A 16,849-nucleotide genomic window follows, 5' to 3' on the forward strand; every position below is an offset into this window, starting at 1 on the left:
ATCAGGCTTCAGTGTTTTCCTGGTTGCTTTCTGCCTGGCTCTGCAGGTAGTTCATGAACAGCGCGTCAAAATTCACTGGAGCCAGGTTCAGTTGCGGGAAGGTTCCTTTCACCACCAGGCTTGAAATCGTTTCACGCGCATAAGGGAACAGGATGTTCGGGCAGAATGCACCCAGGCAGTGCGCCAGTTGTGGCGCTTCCATACCGTCAACCGAGAAGATACCGCCCTGCTGTACTTCACACAGGAACGCCGTTTCTGAGGCATTATTTACGGTCACGGTCAGACGCAGTATAACTTCGTACACACCCTCTGCCAGCTCACGACTCTGCGTATCCAGATCCAGTTTCACTTCCGGATTCCACTCTTTCTGGAACATTTCCGGAGAGCTTGGTGCTTCGAAAGACACGTCTTTCAGGAAAATACGCTGGATTTGGAAGTTCTGTTGCGCTTCGTTGTTCGCTGCTTCAGCCATGATGTTGTCCTTTTTCTGATGATTTCCGTAAGAAATCTTTCATTGTCACCGGAGATGTCCGGCCTGAATTAAATTGGGAAGCTGTTTTACACAGCCCCCCGGAAGTTCAAACTTACTTTTTCCCTTTCACCAAAGGCATGTTGGCCTCGTTCCAGGAAATCAAACCGTCTTTCAGCAGATTCACATTGCTGAAACCCGCTTTATGTAACAGGTTGGCGCTTTCCTGCGCCGTCTGGCCTGTTTTGCACACCACAATGATGGGGGCAGACTTATACTTTTCAAGCGAACCCAGGTTCTGCGCTTTGATCTCGCTTGGCAAAATGTGAAGTGCGCCAGCAATGTGGCCGCGCTGGAACTCATCTTGATTACGAATATCAACAAAAACACCGTCTTCGCGATTCACCATCACGGTGGCCTGATTCGGAGTGATAACAGCGTAACCTGCTGTTTTCTGCTTCACCAGCGAACTCACCAGGGCCAGAACCAGACCCACCCAAACCAGTGACAAAATCGGATTACTCGTAACAAACTCTATGAATTGTTGCATGATTTTCGCTCTATCCACCTTCACCGTCTGCCCGGCTCACGGTCAGCGGTAAGATTCAACCAAAATTAAGGAAACTGAGTATACCTGTGGCCGAAACGAAGTACAGCCACCCAAAGCATTTACGCGTCATGGCTCACTGCTTTGGATGCAACTTTCCGGACCGTCAAACTCGCATGAATTCCGGCCACAGGAACGAATCAACCACCAGATAAGCGTTCCCTATTGCTAAAATAGAAAAAAACGCATTCTCAGGTCTTACGCTGCGAACCCGAATTGAATATATTTTATGGAGTAAAGATAACAAACCATTTACAGCAATGTTTGATCTGTACTACAAAGAATCGGTTATTTTGTAGTAAAATTACCGACCTGATCCCTTACCTGAGCGCCCTGGTTGGCCTGCACCTCCCGGTCGTTGAGGTAATTGATCTACATTTTTCAGATTGTTCATATTGATGGAGAGGACAGCTTATGTCTGCGAAGAAGCCACTGGCTCTGGTGATTCTGGATGGTTGGGGTTACCGCGAAGATACCGCAAATAATGCGATCGCCAATGCCAATACCCCGGTTCTGGATCAACTGATGGCAAACGAAGCCAACACCCTGATTTCTGCCTCTGGCATGGACGTTGGTCTGCCTGACGGCCAGATGGGGAACTCAGAAGTGGGTCATACCAACATTGGTGCCGGTCGTGTGGTCTATCAGGATCTGACCCGCATTGCGAAATCCATCTCCGACGGTGAATTCCAGCATAACCCTGCTCTGGTTGAAGCCATGGACAGTGCGATTGCTGCCGGTAAAGCGGTTCATCTGATGGGCCTGATGTCACCGGGCGGTGTTCACAGCCACGAAGATCACATCGAAGCTGCCGTGAAAATGGCTGCTGAGCGCGGTGCTGAAAAAATCTATCTGCACTGCTTCCTGGATGGCCGTGATACGCCACCTCGCAGTGCGCAGGCATCCCTGGAGCGCTTTGATGCCCTGTTCGCTCAGTTAGGCAAAGGTCGCACCGCTTCGCTGGTGGGTCGCTACTTTGCCATGGACCGCGACAACAACTGGGAACGTGTGGAATCCGCTTACAATTTGCTGACAGCAGCCAAAGGTGACTTTACTGCTGCGTCTGCAGTAGAAGGCCTGCAGGCCGCTTATGCCCGTGACGAAAATGATGAATTCGTGAAAGCCACAGTCATTCGTGCCGAAGGTCAGCCAGATGCAGCGATGCAAGATGGCGACGCACTGATTTTCATGAACTTCCGTGCAGACCGTGCCCGCCAGATCACCCGTGCCTTCCTGCCTGAGTTCGCAGGTTTTGAACGCCAGCAGTTCCCGGCTCTGAACATCGTGATGCTGACGCAGTATGCTGCCGACATCAACCTGCCATCCGCATTCCCGCCGGAAAGTCTGTCAAACACCCTGGGTGAATGGCTGGCCAAACAAGGCAAAACACAGCTGCGGATTTCTGAAACAGAAAAATACGCCCACGTGACTTTCTTCTTCAACGGCGGCGTTGAAACAGAATTTGACGGCGAGTCCCGTGCACTGGTGGCATCGCCAAAAGTTGCAACCTACGATCTGCAGCCTGAAATGAGTGCGCCGGAGCTGACCGACAAACTGGTTGCAGCCATCAAAGGCGGCGAGTTCGACATGATCATCTGTAACTACCCGAATGGTGACATGGTCGGCCATACCGGTGTCTACGATGCTGCCGTAAAAGCCTGTGAAGCCATTGATGAGAGCATCGGCCGCGTGGTTGAAGCCATCCGTGAAGCGAATGGTCAACTGCTGATTACCGCAGACCACGGCAACGCTGAAATGATGATCAACCCGGAAACCGGTGGCATCCACACGGCACACACCAACCTGCCAGTGCCACTGATCTACGTGGGCGATCAAGCGATCAGCCTGAAAGAAGGCGGGAAACTGTCTGATCTGGCACCGACGATGTTGTCCTTGACCGGGCTCCAAATCCCGACAGAGATGACTGGTCAGGTGCTGTACGATCTGAAATAATCGCCAGCATGCGAGCATTATTTCAACGTACAATCTGTACTTTGCGCGCCAGTGCCTTCAGCACTGGCGTTTTGCTATGTCTGACGTTCGCCCTGCCGGCACAGGCCAATGACCAGAATCAGCTGGACGGTATGAAGCAGGAAATTGCCCGGCAGCAACAGCAACTCAGCAGCAAAAAACAGCAACTCAATGATGTACAGAAAACCCTGAAGCAGCAGGAACTGGCGATTGCAAAATCGGCAGGAAACATCCGGCAGGCAGAACAGAAAATCTCCCAGCTGACCCATTCCATTGCATCGCTCGAAAAAGAGCAGCAAGCGCTGCAACAACGGCAGATCGGGCAACGGGAACAACTCAAAACGCTGATCACCAGCCATTACAAGCTTGGCAAATCTTCCCCGCTGGCGAACCTGCTGGGCGAAAATGATGGGGCGGAGCTGGAACGCATGGCCGAATATGCGTCGCGGCTCAGCGAAGCACGCAGCCGGGCACTGGATGAGTTATCGGCAACAGACACCGAACTTCAGCTGAAAAAACATCAGCTCAATGAGCAACGCACGACACAGCAAACCCTGCTGGCAGAACTGAAACAGGAACGCACCAAACTGGTCAGCAGCCAGAAAGCCCGGCAAAGCACCGTCAAACAGCTGCAAGGTCAGCTCAGTGCAGATAAGCGTTATCTGACCGAACTGAAAGACAACGAATCCCGGTTGATTGTCGAAATTGCCAAGGCCAAAAAAGCGGCCGAAGTCGCTGCCCGTAAAGCCCGGGTTCGTATGGATGGACTGGGAAGCTTTAAGGGCAAGTTACCCTGGCCGGTCAAAGGTAGCATACGTCATGCCTATGGCAGCCCGCTTCAGGGTGAACTGCGCTGGAAAGGAATGGTGATCAGCCAGTCGATTGGCAGCGAAGTGAAAGCCGTTCACGGGGGCAAAATTGTCTTCGCAGACTGGCTGCGTGGCTACGGCCTGATGGTTGCCATTGACCATGGTCACGGCGACATGACGTTCTACGGCTACAATCAGACTGTGCTCAAAAAAGTCGGCGATACGGTTCAGACCAATGAAGCGATTGCGCTTGTCGGCGACAGCGGCGGTCAGGAACGACCTGGCCTGTATTTTGAAATTCGCCGCAAAGGAACGGCCACCAACCCGAAACCCTGGCTGACACGTTAATCCGCAATGCGGCAACCCACGAAAGGAACAAGGATGGTTCGAATACAGTGGATGCTTCGTTTGACTTTCATTTGGCTGCTGACCATGCCGTTCGGTGTTCAGGCAGCCAGACTTGCGATTGTCATTGATGATCTCGGTTATCAGCAAATGCCCTCCCCGCTGTCGGCACTGCCACCACAAATCACGGTCTCGATTCTGCCGGATACGCCCTTTGATCAACTGACAGCCCATCAGGCAACACAGGAAAAACGAGACGTATTGCTGCACATGCCCATGCAGCCCAGCCAGCCCGCGCCACTGGAACTCACCACGCTGACATCCGCGATGAAAAAAGATGAATTGCAGGAAAAACTGCGCCATGCACTCACGCGGGTGCCGGGTGCCATAGGTGTCAACAACCATATGGGCAGTGCCCTGACGCAAAACACGGTGGCAATGGACTGGGTGATGGAAGTACTGAAACAGCAGCAACTGGGGTTTCTCGACAGCCGGACGACGCCTTTTTCTGTTGCCGAAAAACAGGCTCAGGCGGCTCAGATCCCAGCATTACGCCGTCATGTTTTTCTGGATCATGTCCCGACGGAAGCCTTTATCCGTCGCCAAATCCATCAGGCTATCCGACAAGCCAAAGCAGAAGGTCGTGTGATTGCCATCGGCCATCCGCATCCGGTCACGCTGGCGACCCTGACCGCCATGCTGCCGGAAATGCAGCAACAGGTCACGCTGGTGCGTTTATCTGAACTCTATCCGACCGCTGGCTGAGCCGCTCTCACGACAGATTGCGATTCACAGATAATCCGGACATACAAAAAGCGGCGTGCTACTTGCACACCGCTTTTCAAAATCATTTTCCGCGCCGGATTAATCCCAGCTCAGAATCACTTTACCGGACTTACCAGAACGCATCGCATCGAAGCCTTGCTGGAAGTCATCTACGCTGTAGTGGTGCGTGATGATTGGCGTCAGATCCAAGCCAGACTGAATCAGGCTGGCCATCTTGTACCAGGTTTCGAACATTTCACGGCCATAGATCCCTTTGATCACCAGACCTTTGAAAATCACCTGATTCCAGTCAACACCCATGTTTGATGGCGGAATACCCAGCATGGCAATCTTACCGCCATGATTCATGCTTTCCAGCATACTGTTGAAAGCAGCCGGTACACCCGACATTTCCAGACCGACATCGAAGCCTTCGGTCATGCCCAGCTCAGCCATCACATCTTCCAGCTTCTGCTCAGCAACGTTCACTGCACGGGTCACACCCATCTGACGGGCCAGATCCAGACGATATTCGTTCACATCAGTGATCACGACATGGCGTGCACCAACGTGTTTTGCAACAGCAGCTGCCATAATGCCGATTGGGCCAGCACCAGTGATCAGAACATCTTCACCCACCAGATCAAACGACAGTGCCGTGTGAACTGCGTTACCAAACGGGTCAAAGATCGAAGCCAGATCATCAGAGATGTTGTCCGGGATTTTGAATGCATTAAACGCAGGAATCACCAGATACTCAGCAAAGGCACCTTCACGATTCACACCCACACCAATGGTGTTACGACACAGGTGGGTACGGCCGCCACGACAGTTCCGGCAGTGGCCGCAAGTAATATGGCCTTCACCGGAAACCCGATCGCCGATTTTAAAACCGCGTACTTCCTGACCGATGGCCACAACTTCGCCCACATATTCATGACCGACAACCATAGGGACAGGAATGGTTTTCTGTGACCATTCATCCCAGTTATAGATATGAACGTCAGTTCCGCAAATCGCCGTTTTCTTAATTTTGATCAGCAGGTCGTTATGGCCCATTTCAGGCTTGTCGACCTCAGTCATCCAGATGCCTTCTTCAGGCTTGAGTTTGGATAATGCTTTAATTTTCATGTTGCTTTCCACAAGGTGCTCAGCGGCGGACGACCCCGCCTCTGCAGCAGAATTTGGTGATGATCAGAGAATACCCATGTCCTGACCGATACGGATGAAGGCATCAATGGCGCGGTCCAGCTGTTCCTGGCTGTGCGCAGCAGACATTTGCGTCCGGATACGCGCCTGGCCTTTCGGTACCACAGGGTAAGAGAAACCCACCACGTAAATGCCTTCTTTCAGTGCACGCTCAGCGAATTCAGCCGCAACTTTCGCATCACCCAGCATAATTGGGATAATCGCGTGATCCGCCCCTGCCAGTGTGAAGCCCGCTTCAGACATACGGGTACGGAAGTGCGCAGCATTCTGCCACAGTTGTGCACGCAGATCGCTGCTTTCTGCCAGCAGATCCAGAACGCGAATCGATGCAGAAACAATGGCTGGCGCCAGTGAATTCGAGAACAGGTATGGGCGCGAGCGCTGACGCAGCCAGTCGATCACTTCTTTCTTGCCCGCAGTATAGCCGCCTGAAGCACCGCCCAGCGCTTTACCCAGCGTCCCCGTGATGATGTCGATCCGCTCAATCACATCATGATACTCATGCGTACCGCGACCGTTGTCGCCCATGAAGCCCACGGCGTGAGAGTCATCCACCATCACCAGCGCATCGTATTTATCCGCCAGATCGCAAACGGCTGGCAGATTCGCCACCACACCGTCCATTGAGAACACGCCGTCTGTCACGATCAGCTTGTGACGGGCACCCGCTTCATTCGCGGCGATCAGTTGCTGCTCCAGCTCTGCCATATTGTTGTTGGCATAACGGAAACGCTTCGCTTTACACAGACGAACACCGTCGATGATGGATGCGTGATTCAGTGCATCAGAAATAATGGCGTCTTCCGGGCCGAGAATTGTCTCGAACAGGCCCGCATTCGCATCGAAACAGGAAGAATAAAGAATGGTGTCTTCCGTGCCCAAGAAGGCTGACAGTTTATTTTCCAGTTCCTTGTGTGCGTCCTGCGTACCGCAGATAAAACGCACTGAAGCCATACCAAAACCGTGCTCATCCATGCCTTGTTTGGCAGCCTCAATCAACGCCGGGTGGTTAGCCAGACCCAGATAGTTGTTGGCACAGAAGTTCAAAACCTGATCACCGGACGTGATCTGGATATCGGCTTTCTGTGCAGAAGTGATCACACGCTCACTCTTGTATAATCCTTCTGCTTTCACTTCCTGAATCTGATCGGCGATCTGTTGATAAAAGGCAGCTGACATCTTGCTCTCCAAACTCGTAAAGGCGATTTTGCCAATTCAAACGAACAACATACTAACAAATTAGTTATTGATCGCTACATTATTACAAAGTTAAGCGAATTTTAAGGACTAAGCTCTGCAACGTCGACAACTAAGAAACATCCTGTCTGACTTGATCACAATAATGTGATTCAAGTTGAAGAACGACTTCCCGACCCTGAGCACTGGTCAGAGGTCTTATAATACTGAGGATCTGAAGCACCCCCTGATAAATTACCGCCTTGGTAATTTTTGCTTTTGGCGCCTGAGCAGTCTGGTAGCAAATCCAGGTACTGGCGACCAATTTCAGTGTATTCGCCAGATCGGACAGATCGCCGTCATCCAGCGTTACCAGACCCAAGGCACGAAAATGACGCATCACCACCATAATGTCCTGATGCAGTTTTTCCTGTGCTTGCAGATACTTATCCTGTAAGACAGGGTCTCGACTGAGAATATCGGGCAAGTTGGCATAGAAAAAACGGTATCGCCACATCAGTAAAAACACAGCATCCAGATATTGCAGCAAACTGTCAGATGACAGCTCCGCTTCTTCGCCCGGCTGAAAACGAACACGCAACTCCTGCGCGTATTCATCAAAAATACTGTGTATAATCTCTTCCTTATTACGGAAATGGTAATACAAATTGCCGGGACTGATGCCCATATGGGCCGCAATGTGGTTAGTGGTCACCTTAGGTTCTCCACTGTCGTTAAAGAGCTCCAGTGCGGCATGGATAATTTTATCGCGGGTTTTCATAGGCCTCTCACTTGCATCACCTTTGGCAGTCAGGGTTTGTTCACTTTGTGGGCTCAAAATCAAGATCAACAAACCCCGATGATGTTATCATAACTATTGACGAATTATTGACGCGGTGGTGTGGCTCGTCTGCTAGTTTACAGACCTCAGACCACCGTGATTCTCAGACAGAAAACTGGAAGTGCCATGATTATTGTGACTGGTGGCGCCGGCATGATCGGCAGCAACATTGTAAAAGCGCTGAACGAACAGGGGTATAACGATATTCTTGTCGTCGATAACCTCAAAGACGGAACTAAATTCGCGAATCTGGTCGATTTAGACATTGCCGACTACATGGACAAAGAAGACTTCATCACCCAAATCATGGCCGGTGATGACTTCGGCCCGATTGAAGCCGTGTTCCATGAAGGCGCCTGCTCTGCAACCACAGAGTGGGATGGCAAATACATGATGCTCAATAACTACGAGTACTCGAAAGAGCTGCTGCACTTCTGTCTTGAGCGTGAAATTCCGTTTCTGTACGCATCCTCAGCAGCCACCTATGGCGGCCGCGACAAAGACTTCATTGAAGAAAAAGCCTATGAAGGTGCACTGAACGTTTACGGCTATTCCAAGCAGCTGTTCGACAACTATGTTCGCCGCCTGTGGCAAGATGCAGAAGCCCACGGCGAAACACTGTCGCAAATCACCGGTTTCCGTTACTTCAACGTCTACGGCCCGCGTGAGCAGCACAAAGGCAGCATGGCCTCTGTCGCATTCCATCTGAACGAACAATTGCTCAAAGGTGATCATCCGAAGCTGTTTGAAGGCTCAACCACCTTCAAACGTGACTTTGTGTACGTCGGCGATGTCTGCAAAGTGAACCTGTGGTTCTGGCAAAACGGCGTATCGGGGATTTTCAACTGCGGTACAGGCCGTGCAGAAAGCTTCCAGGCCGTTGCAGATGCTGTGATTCAGTACCACGGCAAAGGCGAAGTGGAAACCGTCCCGTTCCCGGAACATCTGAAAGGCCGTTATCAGACCTATACTCAGGCAGATCTCTCGAAAGTTCGGGCCGCCGGGTATACGGAGGCCTTCAAAACGGTCGCAGAAGGCGTTGCTGAATATATGGCGATTTTGAATCGTTAAACCCACCTTATTACATAAAATCATCATTGAGTAATTACCTGTGAAATTGTCGCGCACGATACAGCCACTGACCAATCAGGGATACCGACCAAGATTTCAGTGGTCTTTCTTACACCCGAAGCATTGGGGAACTTGGATCAGTATTGGCTTTTTAATGCTTTTTGCGCTCATTCCCTGGCAAGTCAGGGATCCAATTGCAGGTAAACTGGGTAAATTCGTTGGCCGACGCGCTAAAAAAGTTCGCCAGCGAGCCCAGGTCAATTTAACGCTGTGCTTTCCTGAGCAGAGTCCTGCGCAGCGGGAAGCCATGATTGATGACATGTTTGCTGTGGCGACTCAGGTGATTCTCGCAATGGGTGAACTCACGTTCAAAAGTAAATCTCACCTGCAGAATCGCACACTTGTTGTTGGCCGAGAACATCTCGATCGATTGATTGAAGAAGATCGCCCACTCATTATGCTGGTTCCACATGCATGGGCGATCGATTTTCCAGGAATATACTGGGCATCACTGGGCTTACCTATCGCCGCTTTAATGAAGCCGCAACACCGACAGCCGGTCTATGACTGGCTCATCAGCAAACAACGACTGCAATATGGTGGCGCGTGTTATACCCGCGAAGAAGGCCTGAAGCCTTATTTGAAAGCAATCAAACAAGGCTACATGGGCTATTATTTGCCTGATGAGGATTTTGGACCTGAGCAAAGCCAGTTCACAGATTTCTTTGCCACCAAAAAAGCCACGTTTGCGGGCCTTGGTAAAATTGTTCGGATGACAGGTGCTGCTGTTGTCCCAATGATGCCTGTATATAATGCTGAAACAGGTAAATTCGAAATTCATATTTCGCCAGCACTGGAAGATCTGCCGACAAACGATTTGCAACGAGATGCTGACATTCTGGCTCATTCATTAGAAAGTATGGTAGCGCCAAATCCTTCACAATATATGTGGAATTTGCGCCTATTAAAAACCCGTCCGGATAATGAACCCAATCCCTATCAGACATTGAAGATCGACGGAATTTAATGACCATGAAAGCCAAGATTGCACCACATTTTGGAGCCTTGATTGCGTTTCTCACCGCAGCGTATCCTGCCTCAATTCTGATGTTTGGTGGCGGTTATAAGCCTGTGCCCGTCATTCTTTTGGTACTGGCACTGCCTTTTCTATTCGGCATCAAATCAGAACTGGTCACTCGGGAAATTAAGCAGATCTTAATGGCTTTTAGTGCTTACTTTCTTGTGGTTGTCGCTTCTCTACTGATCTATGGCGGAAATATCAGTGAAGCAGATATTCCAAGCCGGACTATACTCACTCTCCCTATCCTGTTCCTCCTGCTCCGCTACCCGCCACGAAAAGAGTGGCTGTTAGCTGGCATCGGAATTGGCGCATTCACAGCCGGTATGGTTGCGGTATATCATATTGAAGTGCTTCACATGAGCCGAGCTTATACCGGCAGTGTTGTTAAAGGTTACATGCCCATCCAGTCGGGCAATACCGCAATGACCTTAGGTTTGTTGTCGCTCTTTGCCATGTTTTACTACTGGGGCAAAAAACAATATCTTCTTAGTCTGATGTTTCTGGCTGCAGCCTTATCTGGTATGGCGGGTTCCATCTTATCCGGATCCCGTGGCGGATGGCTTTTTGCTCCCATTGTCTTGTTCTATATTATTTATCAGTTCCGCCACTTGCTCTCAAAGCGATTATTCGCGCTGATTTCTGTCAGTTTATTGCTGATTGGTAGCGCTGTGCTGCCTGAAGTTGAAAATCGCATCAACCAGGCCTACGCCGATGTTGAACTCTATACACAAAAGGATAATAGCGGATCATCACTTGGTGCCCGGTTTGAGATGTGGAAAAGTGCTTGGTTGAGCCTCTCGGAGAAACCCGTATTTGGCCAGGGTTTTCCAGGACGTGATCTGGCTGAGAAACGTTACGTTGCGGAAGGTAAAGTTTCTAAAGTTGTGACGCATTACGGCCGAGCCCATAACCAGTACCTGGAAGAAGCATCAACAAAAGGATTGATCGGCATCACTGCACTCATTTTGTTATTTGCAGTCCCGCTGGCAATTTTCTTGCGCTATAGCCGCCTGTATCAAAAGCATGACAGTCAATGGATCTTTGCCCAGTGTGGTGTTATCCATGTCATTCTGGTCGCCAGTTACTGTTTAACACAGAACTTCCTGAACCATAACTCAGGTCTCATGTTTTACACTGTGTTTACGGCTATCTTTTTAGCTGGATGTCTATATAAAAATCCAGTTGTAGCGACGACAGACAGCAACCAAAACACTTCATCATTATTATAAAAGCACTGAGCAATGAAAATTCTGATTATCGGCCCTTCCTGGGTTGGCGACATGGTGATGTCCCAGTGTCTCTATACCAGCCTGAAACAGCAGCATCCTGACGCTGAAATCGATGTGCTGGCGCCTGCATGGTGCCGGCCGATTCTGGAGCGTATGCCGGAAATCCATCGTGCGCTGGAGATGCCCATCGGCCACGGTGAATTCAACCTGACCGGCCGCTACCGGATTGGTAAGTCCCTGCGTGAAGCGGGATACGATCAGGCATTCATCCTGCCAAATTCTGCGAAGTCTGCGCTGATCCCCCTGTTTGCCAAAATTCCGGCCCGGACCGGCTGGAAAGGGGAAAGCCGCTATGGCCTGCTGACCGATTTACGGAACAATAAGCGCGATTTTGGTCTGATGATCGAGCGCTACTGTGCGCTGGCTTATCCAAAAGCGGCAATGACCAGCAGCGCAGCGCTCCCTCAACTGCCAAAACCAGCCCTGAGCGTGGATAAAGCAAACCAGTCCGCAGCCATGGCTCGACTCTCTCTGAGCGCAGAGCGTCCGGTCATCGGACTTTGCCCCGGTGCTGAATTTGGTCCGGCAAAGCGCTGGCCGGACGCGTATTTTGCAGAAGTTGCACAGCACATGATTGAGCAGGGCAAGCAGGTGTGGCTGTTTGGTTCAGCGAAAGACCAGCCTGTAACGTCCGCAATCAGAAATGCCCTGCCTGCGGATCTGCAGATTCACTGTCACGATCTGGCGGGACAAACCAGCCTGATTGAAGCCGTTGATTTGCTGGCAGCCTGCGACACTGTCGTCAGCAATGACTCCGGACTGATGCATGTTTCTGCTGCGGTTGGCTGTAAAGTCGTTGCCATTTATGGCTCAACGTCACCAGACTACACACCGCCTCTGGCAGAGCAGGTGGCCATCGTTCACACTGACATTGAGTGTCGTCCGTGCTTCAAGCGTGAATGCCCTTATGGCCACCTGAAGTGTCTGAAGGAATTACCACCACAACGGGTGATCCAGGCCATCGAGGCGCTGTCGGATAATCATTGAATGGATGTGTGATGCCATTAAAACATCAACGAAATAACAGTAAACTTGCTTTTTACAGTCGCAACCTGCTGCGCTCAATGACCCCTAAAGTCATTTACCAGCGTCAGTTGCGCTACCTGCTGAACACTCTGGATCAATACGACAAACACTATATTGCATCCAGAGTGGATTATTACCTCAAACATCATGCTCCCTTCACCCTGCCCGAAGAAAAAACGGTTCAGATCAAGCGCTACCGGAAACAAGGCCAGAGTGCGTATTACTATGATTTAAAAGAATACCTGAACTATTTTGATAGCAAACATCACCTGGCCTACCGGTTCGGCGACGAGACCCATCTCGAGCCTTTTCCCTTTCTGGTGAAGGCGCGTCCGATTCAGGGGGACAATGCAAATGCGGTGCTCTTTAAACTCAATCAGGTCCGTCATTTCAACTTCATCACCGATACCTTGTCATTTCGGGAGAAAAAGAACACCGCCGTCTGGCGTGGTGCGGCTTACCAGCCTCACAGAATCGAGTTCGTACAACAGTATTATGACCACCCGCTGTGTGACATTGGCCAAACCAATCATAGCGAGCCCGCAAAACCTTGGGACAAGGGTTTCCTGTCGATTTCAGAGCAGCTTCAGCACAAATTTATTCTGTGTATTGAGGGCAATGATGTAGCAACCAACCTGAAATGGGCAATGTCGTCCAATTCACTCTGTCTCATGCCCAAACCCAAATTTGAAACCTGGTTCATGGAAGGCACCCTGAAAGCTGGTGTACATTACGTTGAATTAAAGGATGATTTTTCTGATCTGGAAGACAAAATCCGTGATTACAGCGAGCACCCGGAAGCGGCAGAAGCCATCATTGCCAATGCTCATGAACATGTCCACCAATTTCGCCATCCGGGTCGGGAAAAGCTGATTGGTCTGCTGGTCCTGAAAAAATACTTTGAGCTGTCCGGCCAGTGGCAACCGAAGTAAAAGAGAGAATCGATGCTACGTTTTGTCTACACCTGCCTGCTGATGCTGGCCGCACCTTTCCTGTTGGCTTCCCTGTATAAAAAGCGCCCTGGTGTTCCCCCAATCGGAAAACGCTGGCAGGAGCACTTTGGCATCAGTCCGAAAGTAAACGGCCACCAGCCGTTATGGATTCACGCCGTCTCTGTGGGTGAAACGCTGGCGGTGACACCACTGATCAAAGCCTTGAAAGAGCGCTATCCGGATTTACCCATCCTGCTGACGACAACGACAGCGACGGGGGCAGAACAGGCAGCAAAACTCAGCGACTGGGTCGAACATCGCTACATGCCTCTGGATTTTCCCTTCGCGTTACGTGCGTTTATCCGCACGCAGCAACCCCGCGCGCTCTGTATCATGGAAACAGAGCTTTGGCCGAACACACTGGCCGCTGCCAAAAGGGCCGGACTGCCGGTGACTGTGCTGAATGCGCGACTGTCTGAACGCTCTTGCCAGCGCTATGCCAAGGTCCAGCCCCTGTTCAATTTGCTGGCAAAACATTTGGATCAGGTGTTATGCCAGCATCAGGATGATGCCAATCGATTCAATCAATTAGGCGTACCAGACAGCGTGGTGCAGGTGACTGGCTCGATTAAATTTGATCTGTCTTTGCCCGACGGGCTCGAGCAGGCCAGTGAGATCCTCAGAGATGAACTGGGCAAGCAACGACCGGTCTGGATTGCGGCCAGCACCCACAGTGGCGAGGACGAACAAGTGCTGGACGCACACCGCCAGGTACTGTCTCAGCATCCGGATGCCTTACTGATTCTGGTTCCCCGCCATCCGGAACGATTCGATGCCGTGGAAGCACTCTGCATGCAACGCGGATTCACCACAGCACGCCGAACACACACACAAGAAGTGCTGAGCGAGCCGTCGGTCTATCTGGCTGACACCATGGGAGAAATGATGCTGCTGCTGGGTGCCTGTGATGTGGCATTTGTCGGGGGCAGCCTGATTGGCGATAAAGTCGGCGGACATAACCTGCTGGAACCGGCAGCGCTGGCAAAACCTGTCCTGAGTGGCCCGAGTTACTTTAACTTCACGGATATCACCACCCAGTTATTGCAGGCTGGTGGAGCAAACATTGTTGAGAACAGCGAGCAACTGGCCGAAGCCGTCACCCGGCTGCTTTCCGATCCCCAGGCACAATCAGACATGGGCCAGGCGGCGTTCAAGGTTGTCAAAAACAATCAGGGGGCGATTCAACGCACACTGGATGCATTGGCCGCAACCCTGACGTTCCCTCAACCTTAAGCCTTACTGATAACCAGCCAGCAGGGCTTGCCAGTCGACTTCCTGCCAGTGAATACCCGCCTTATCGACTTCTTTGACAAAAGAACGATGCAGGCGGGACAAATTCTCCGCTTTCCATGACTCACCCGCTTCAACAGCACATTTATCAAAATCAATCAGCCAGATCTGCGCCTGTGCATCCAACAGAATATTATGGGCATTCAGATCAGTGTGATTCACCAGGCTGTCGTGCATCTTGCGGATCATTGCCCCCACAGCCTGCCACTGTGTGTCGGTCAGCGGTCCCTGTTGCAGGCGATCAACCAGATCGGTCGCCTCCGGGACTTTCTCCGTCAGTAAATCGGCCCGGTAATAAGGGCCTGACCTGCACACACGGGCAGCGACCGGACGGGGAACCCGCACCCCTTGCGTGACCAGATGCTGAAGCAAATTGAACTCAGCCATGCTGCGGCAGGATGCCCAGTCAGAAAACCAGTATTGATCTTTCACCAGCTTGCCAAACAACCCACCGCGATAATAATGCCGCAACGCCATGTCCAGCCGCGCCCCCGGACAAACCAGGTAGTGCCACGCCCGCGCGCACTGCCAATGACCGCCTGCTGAGCCTGCCAGAAATCCGGTTCAAAACACTGCCAGGGGTCTTCTTGCAATAGGTCCGGGTCGAACATGACCCGACAGTTATCCTGCTCCCGTATTTCCATCTTTCTGTATCTCAAGCGGTTGAAAAGCGCTATTTTACAATTCCAGCGTCGCTAATGCATAATTCATTGGCATTTTCCGGCAGAACCTTTGAAAAGCAGGTGTCATGACTTTATTCACTTCCGCTCCCGAGTCTTTGTGTATCCTTCGCCTGTCGGCGATCGGGGATGTCTGTAATAGCATTGCCATGGCGCAGGCCATTCAGCGTCAATGGCCGGAAACCCGGCTCACCTGGATTTGCGGCAAAGTAGAAGCACGGCTGCTGAAAGGAATACCGGGGATCCGGGTGATCGTGTTTGATAAAAAACAGGGCTGGGCTGGCTACAAAGCCGTCTGGCAGGCACTGAAAGGCGAACGATTTGATGCCCTGCTCCACATGCAGACCGCCATTCGTGCCAGCATTGTCAGCCTGGGGATCCGGGCAACCTATAAACTGGGATTTGATGCCGAGCGCAGCAGCGATCTACAGCAGCTTTTCACCAATGTGAAAGTACCGTCTCCGCAATCCCCACACGTTCTGGACGGCTTCATGCAATTTGCCGCCACACTGGGTGTCACAGATCTGACCCCGTCCTGGGACATTCCGCTGTCGGAAGAGGATCAGCGCTGGGCAGATCAGCAAATCCATCAGGACAACACGCTGGTCATCACGCCTGCAGCCAGCAAAGGCTATAAAAACTGGACACCGGAAGGCTATGCAGCTCTCGCCTGTCATGCCCATGCACAAGGTTTTGCCGTGATCCTTGCAGGCAGCCCGGCCCAGATCGAAGTGGACCTGGGCAATGCCATCGAAGAACGACTGGATTTTCCGGTCAATAATCTGATCGGCCAAAGCAGCCTGAAACAGCTGCTGGCACTGCTCCGTCAGGCAGCATTGGTCTGTGCCCCCGATACCGGCCCGGCACATATGGCCGTCGCCGTTGGGACGCCAGTGCTGGGCTTGTATGCGCACCATAACCCCAAACGCACCGGGCCCTACCTGTCCCGCCCCTATGTCGTCAGTGTTTATGATGAATGCATTGAGGCCGAAACCGGACAACCCGTCAGCCAGTTGCCCTGGCGCAGCCGGGTGAAGGATGAACAGGCCATGCAGCGCATCTCAGCGGAGCAAGTCATTACCATGTTTGACCGCATTGTTCAGGAACATTGCGCGTCACCAAGCATGACCCCCGTAAAGCGATAAACTGATTCACAGAAATCGGCCGGGATTTTACTTTGAGTGACCCGGTCGGCATAATCACTGGCATATTCGTACCGCCATCTTAT

General features: G+C 51.6%; 15 protein-coding genes and 1 pseudogene. 10 read left to right on the forward strand and 6 right to left on the reverse strand.

Going from position 1 to position 16,849, the window contains the following annotated elements:
• Position 1: 1 nt before the first annotated feature.
• Both secB and KDD30_RS14680 read right to left on the reverse strand, forming a co-directional pair.
• Positions 2-472 (reverse strand): protein-export chaperone SecB, encoded by a 471-nt coding sequence (secB, locus tag KDD30_RS14675; RefSeq protein ID WP_211646491.1) that lies wholly within the window; start codon positions 470-472, stop codon positions 2-4.
• 112 nt (positions 473-584) lie between these two features.
• A complete protein-coding gene (locus tag KDD30_RS14680) occupies positions 585-1,019 on the reverse strand; it encodes a rhodanese-like domain-containing protein (RefSeq protein WP_211646492.1) in 435 nt (144 codons plus the stop codon).
• Positions 1,020-1,490: 471 nt separating this feature from the next.
• On the opposite strand from KDD30_RS14680, the gene gpmM reads away from it, so the two are divergent.
• The 3 genes from gpmM to KDD30_RS14695 are packed head-to-tail and all read left to right on the forward strand — an operon-like array spanning position 1,491 to position 4,966.
• Positions 1,491-3,029 (forward strand): 2,3-bisphosphoglycerate-independent phosphoglycerate mutase, encoded by a 1,539-nt coding sequence (gene gpmM / locus KDD30_RS14685; RefSeq protein ID WP_211646493.1) that lies wholly within the window; start codon positions 1,491-1,493, stop codon positions 3,027-3,029.
• An 8-nt stretch (positions 3,030-3,037) separates the two neighbouring features.
• Positions 3,038-4,204, forward strand: coding sequence for a peptidoglycan DD-metalloendopeptidase family protein (locus KDD30_RS14690; RefSeq protein WP_211646494.1), 1,167 nt, complete (start codon positions 3,038-3,040; stop codon positions 4,202-4,204).
• 33 nt (positions 4,205-4,237) lie between these two features.
• On the forward strand, positions 4,238-4,966 hold the full coding sequence (locus KDD30_RS14695) for a divergent polysaccharide deacetylase family protein (RefSeq protein ID WP_211646495.1): 729 nt from the start codon (positions 4,238-4,240) through the stop codon (positions 4,964-4,966).
• A gap of 99 nt (positions 4,967-5,065) precedes the next feature.
• Here the strand turns inward: KDD30_RS14695 and tdh are convergent, their stop codons facing one another.
• The 3 genes from tdh to KDD30_RS14710 form a co-directional block, all read right to left on the reverse strand.
• Positions 5,066-6,097 carry an L-threonine 3-dehydrogenase gene (gene tdh, locus KDD30_RS14700; protein WP_211646496.1) on the reverse strand — a complete coding sequence of 344 codons (1,032 nt, stop codon included), beginning with the start codon at positions 6,095-6,097 and terminating at the stop codon, positions 5,066-5,068.
• Positions 6,098-6,160: 63 nt separating this feature from the next.
• Positions 6,161-7,354, reverse strand: coding sequence for a glycine C-acetyltransferase (locus KDD30_RS14705; protein WP_211646497.1), 1,194 nt, complete (start codon positions 7,352-7,354; stop codon positions 6,161-6,163).
• Positions 7,355-7,484: 130 nt separating this feature from the next.
• Entirely contained in the window at positions 7,485-8,132 is a 648-nt protein-coding gene (locus KDD30_RS14710) for a TetR/AcrR family transcriptional regulator (protein ID WP_211646498.1), read from the reverse strand.
• 186 nt (positions 8,133-8,318) lie between these two features.
• On the opposite strand from KDD30_RS14710, the gene rfaD reads away from it, so the two are divergent.
• From rfaD to waaA, 6 genes are read left to right on the forward strand one after another with little or no spacing between them, the layout of a single operon-like run.
• Positions 8,319-9,263: an ADP-glyceromanno-heptose 6-epimerase gene (gene rfaD / locus KDD30_RS14715; protein ID WP_211646499.1), complete on the forward strand. Its 945-nt coding sequence runs from the start codon at positions 8,319-8,321 to the stop codon at positions 9,261-9,263.
• Positions 9,264-9,303: 40 nt separating this feature from the next.
• On the forward strand, positions 9,304-10,290 hold the full coding sequence (gene lpxM, locus KDD30_RS14720) for a lauroyl-Kdo(2)-lipid IV(A) myristoyltransferase (RefSeq protein WP_211646500.1): 987 nt from the start codon (positions 9,304-9,306) through the stop codon (positions 10,288-10,290).
• A gap of 5 nt (positions 10,291-10,295) precedes the next feature.
• Complete coding sequence (locus KDD30_RS14725) at positions 10,296-11,573, forward strand: O-antigen ligase (RefSeq protein ID WP_211646501.1); 1,278 nt, start codon at positions 10,296-10,298, stop codon at positions 11,571-11,573.
• A gap of 12 nt (positions 11,574-11,585) precedes the next feature.
• Positions 11,586-12,620 carry a lipopolysaccharide heptosyltransferase II gene (gene waaF, locus KDD30_RS14730; RefSeq protein ID WP_211646502.1) on the forward strand — a complete coding sequence of 345 codons (1,035 nt, stop codon included), beginning with the start codon at positions 11,586-11,588 and terminating at the stop codon, positions 12,618-12,620.
• A gap of 11 nt (positions 12,621-12,631) precedes the next feature.
• Positions 12,632-13,591: a glycosyl transferase family 90 gene (locus KDD30_RS14735; RefSeq protein ID WP_211646503.1), complete on the forward strand. Its 960-nt coding sequence runs from the start codon at positions 12,632-12,634 to the stop codon at positions 13,589-13,591.
• 12 nt (positions 13,592-13,603) lie between these two features.
• Positions 13,604-14,884, forward strand: coding sequence for a lipid IV(A) 3-deoxy-D-manno-octulosonic acid transferase (gene waaA / locus KDD30_RS14740; RefSeq protein ID WP_211646504.1), 1,281 nt, complete (start codon positions 13,604-13,606; stop codon positions 14,882-14,884).
• Positions 14,885-14,887: 3 nt separating this feature from the next.
• On the opposite strand, the pseudogene KDD30_RS14745 reads toward waaA, so the two are convergent.
• Positions 14,888-15,585, reverse strand: a pseudogene (locus KDD30_RS14745) (3-deoxy-D-manno-octulosonic acid kinase).
• Between the two features lie 104 nt (positions 15,586-15,689).
• Here KDD30_RS14745 and KDD30_RS14750 point away from each other — a divergent pair.
• The gene (locus KDD30_RS14750; protein ID WP_211646505.1) at positions 15,690-16,766 is read left to right on the forward strand and encodes a glycosyltransferase family 9 protein; all 1,077 of its coding nucleotides are present in this window, start codon (positions 15,690-15,692) and stop codon (positions 16,764-16,766) included.
• Positions 16,767-16,849: the final 83 nt, after the last annotated feature.

The organism is Photobacterium sp. GJ3, assembly GCF_018199995.1.
GTDB lineage: Bacteria > Pseudomonadota > Gammaproteobacteria > Enterobacterales > Vibrionaceae > Photobacterium.

Excerpts from the sequence above, each read along its gene's own strand:
- KDD30_RS14710 (WP_211646498.1), bottom strand. The coding sequence starts at position 8,132 with ATGAAAACCCGCGATAAAATTATCCATGCCGCACTGGAGCTCTTTAAC.
- KDD30_RS14705 (WP_211646497.1), bottom strand. The coding sequence starts at position 7,354 with ATGTCAGCTGCCTTTTATCAACAGATCGCCGATCAGATTCAGGAAGTG.
- KDD30_RS14725 (WP_211646501.1), top strand. The coding sequence starts at position 10,296 with ATGAAAGCCAAGATTGCACCACATTTTGGAGCCTTGATTGCGTTTCTC.
- KDD30_RS14750 (WP_211646505.1), top strand. The coding sequence starts at position 15,690 with ATGACTTTATTCACTTCCGCTCCCGAGTCTTTGTGTATCCTTCGCCTG.
- tdh (WP_211646496.1), bottom strand. The coding sequence starts at position 6,097 with ATGAAAATTAAAGCATTATCCAAACTCAAGCCTGAAGAAGGCATCTGG.
- KDD30_RS14695 (WP_211646495.1), top strand. The coding sequence starts at position 4,238 with ATGGTTCGAATACAGTGGATGCTTCGTTTGACTTTCATTTGGCTGCTG.
- KDD30_RS14735 (WP_211646503.1), top strand. The coding sequence starts at position 12,632 with ATGCCATTAAAACATCAACGAAATAACAGTAAACTTGCTTTTTACAGT.
- waaA (WP_211646504.1), top strand. The coding sequence starts at position 13,604 with ATGCTACGTTTTGTCTACACCTGCCTGCTGATGCTGGCCGCACCTTTC.
- KDD30_RS14680 (WP_211646492.1), bottom strand. The coding sequence starts at position 1,019 with ATGCAACAATTCATAGAGTTTGTTACGAGTAATCCGATTTTGTCACTG.
- rfaD (WP_211646499.1), top strand. The coding sequence starts at position 8,319 with ATGATTATTGTGACTGGTGGCGCCGGCATGATCGGCAGCAACATTGTA.
- waaF (WP_211646502.1), top strand. The coding sequence starts at position 11,586 with ATGAAAATTCTGATTATCGGCCCTTCCTGGGTTGGCGACATGGTGATG.
- KDD30_RS14690 (WP_211646494.1), top strand. The coding sequence starts at position 3,038 with ATGCGAGCATTATTTCAACGTACAATCTGTACTTTGCGCGCCAGTGCC.
- gpmM (WP_211646493.1), top strand. The coding sequence starts at position 1,491 with ATGTCTGCGAAGAAGCCACTGGCTCTGGTGATTCTGGATGGTTGGGGT.
- secB (WP_211646491.1), bottom strand. The coding sequence starts at position 472 with ATGGCTGAAGCAGCGAACAACGAAGCGCAACAGAACTTCCAAATCCAG.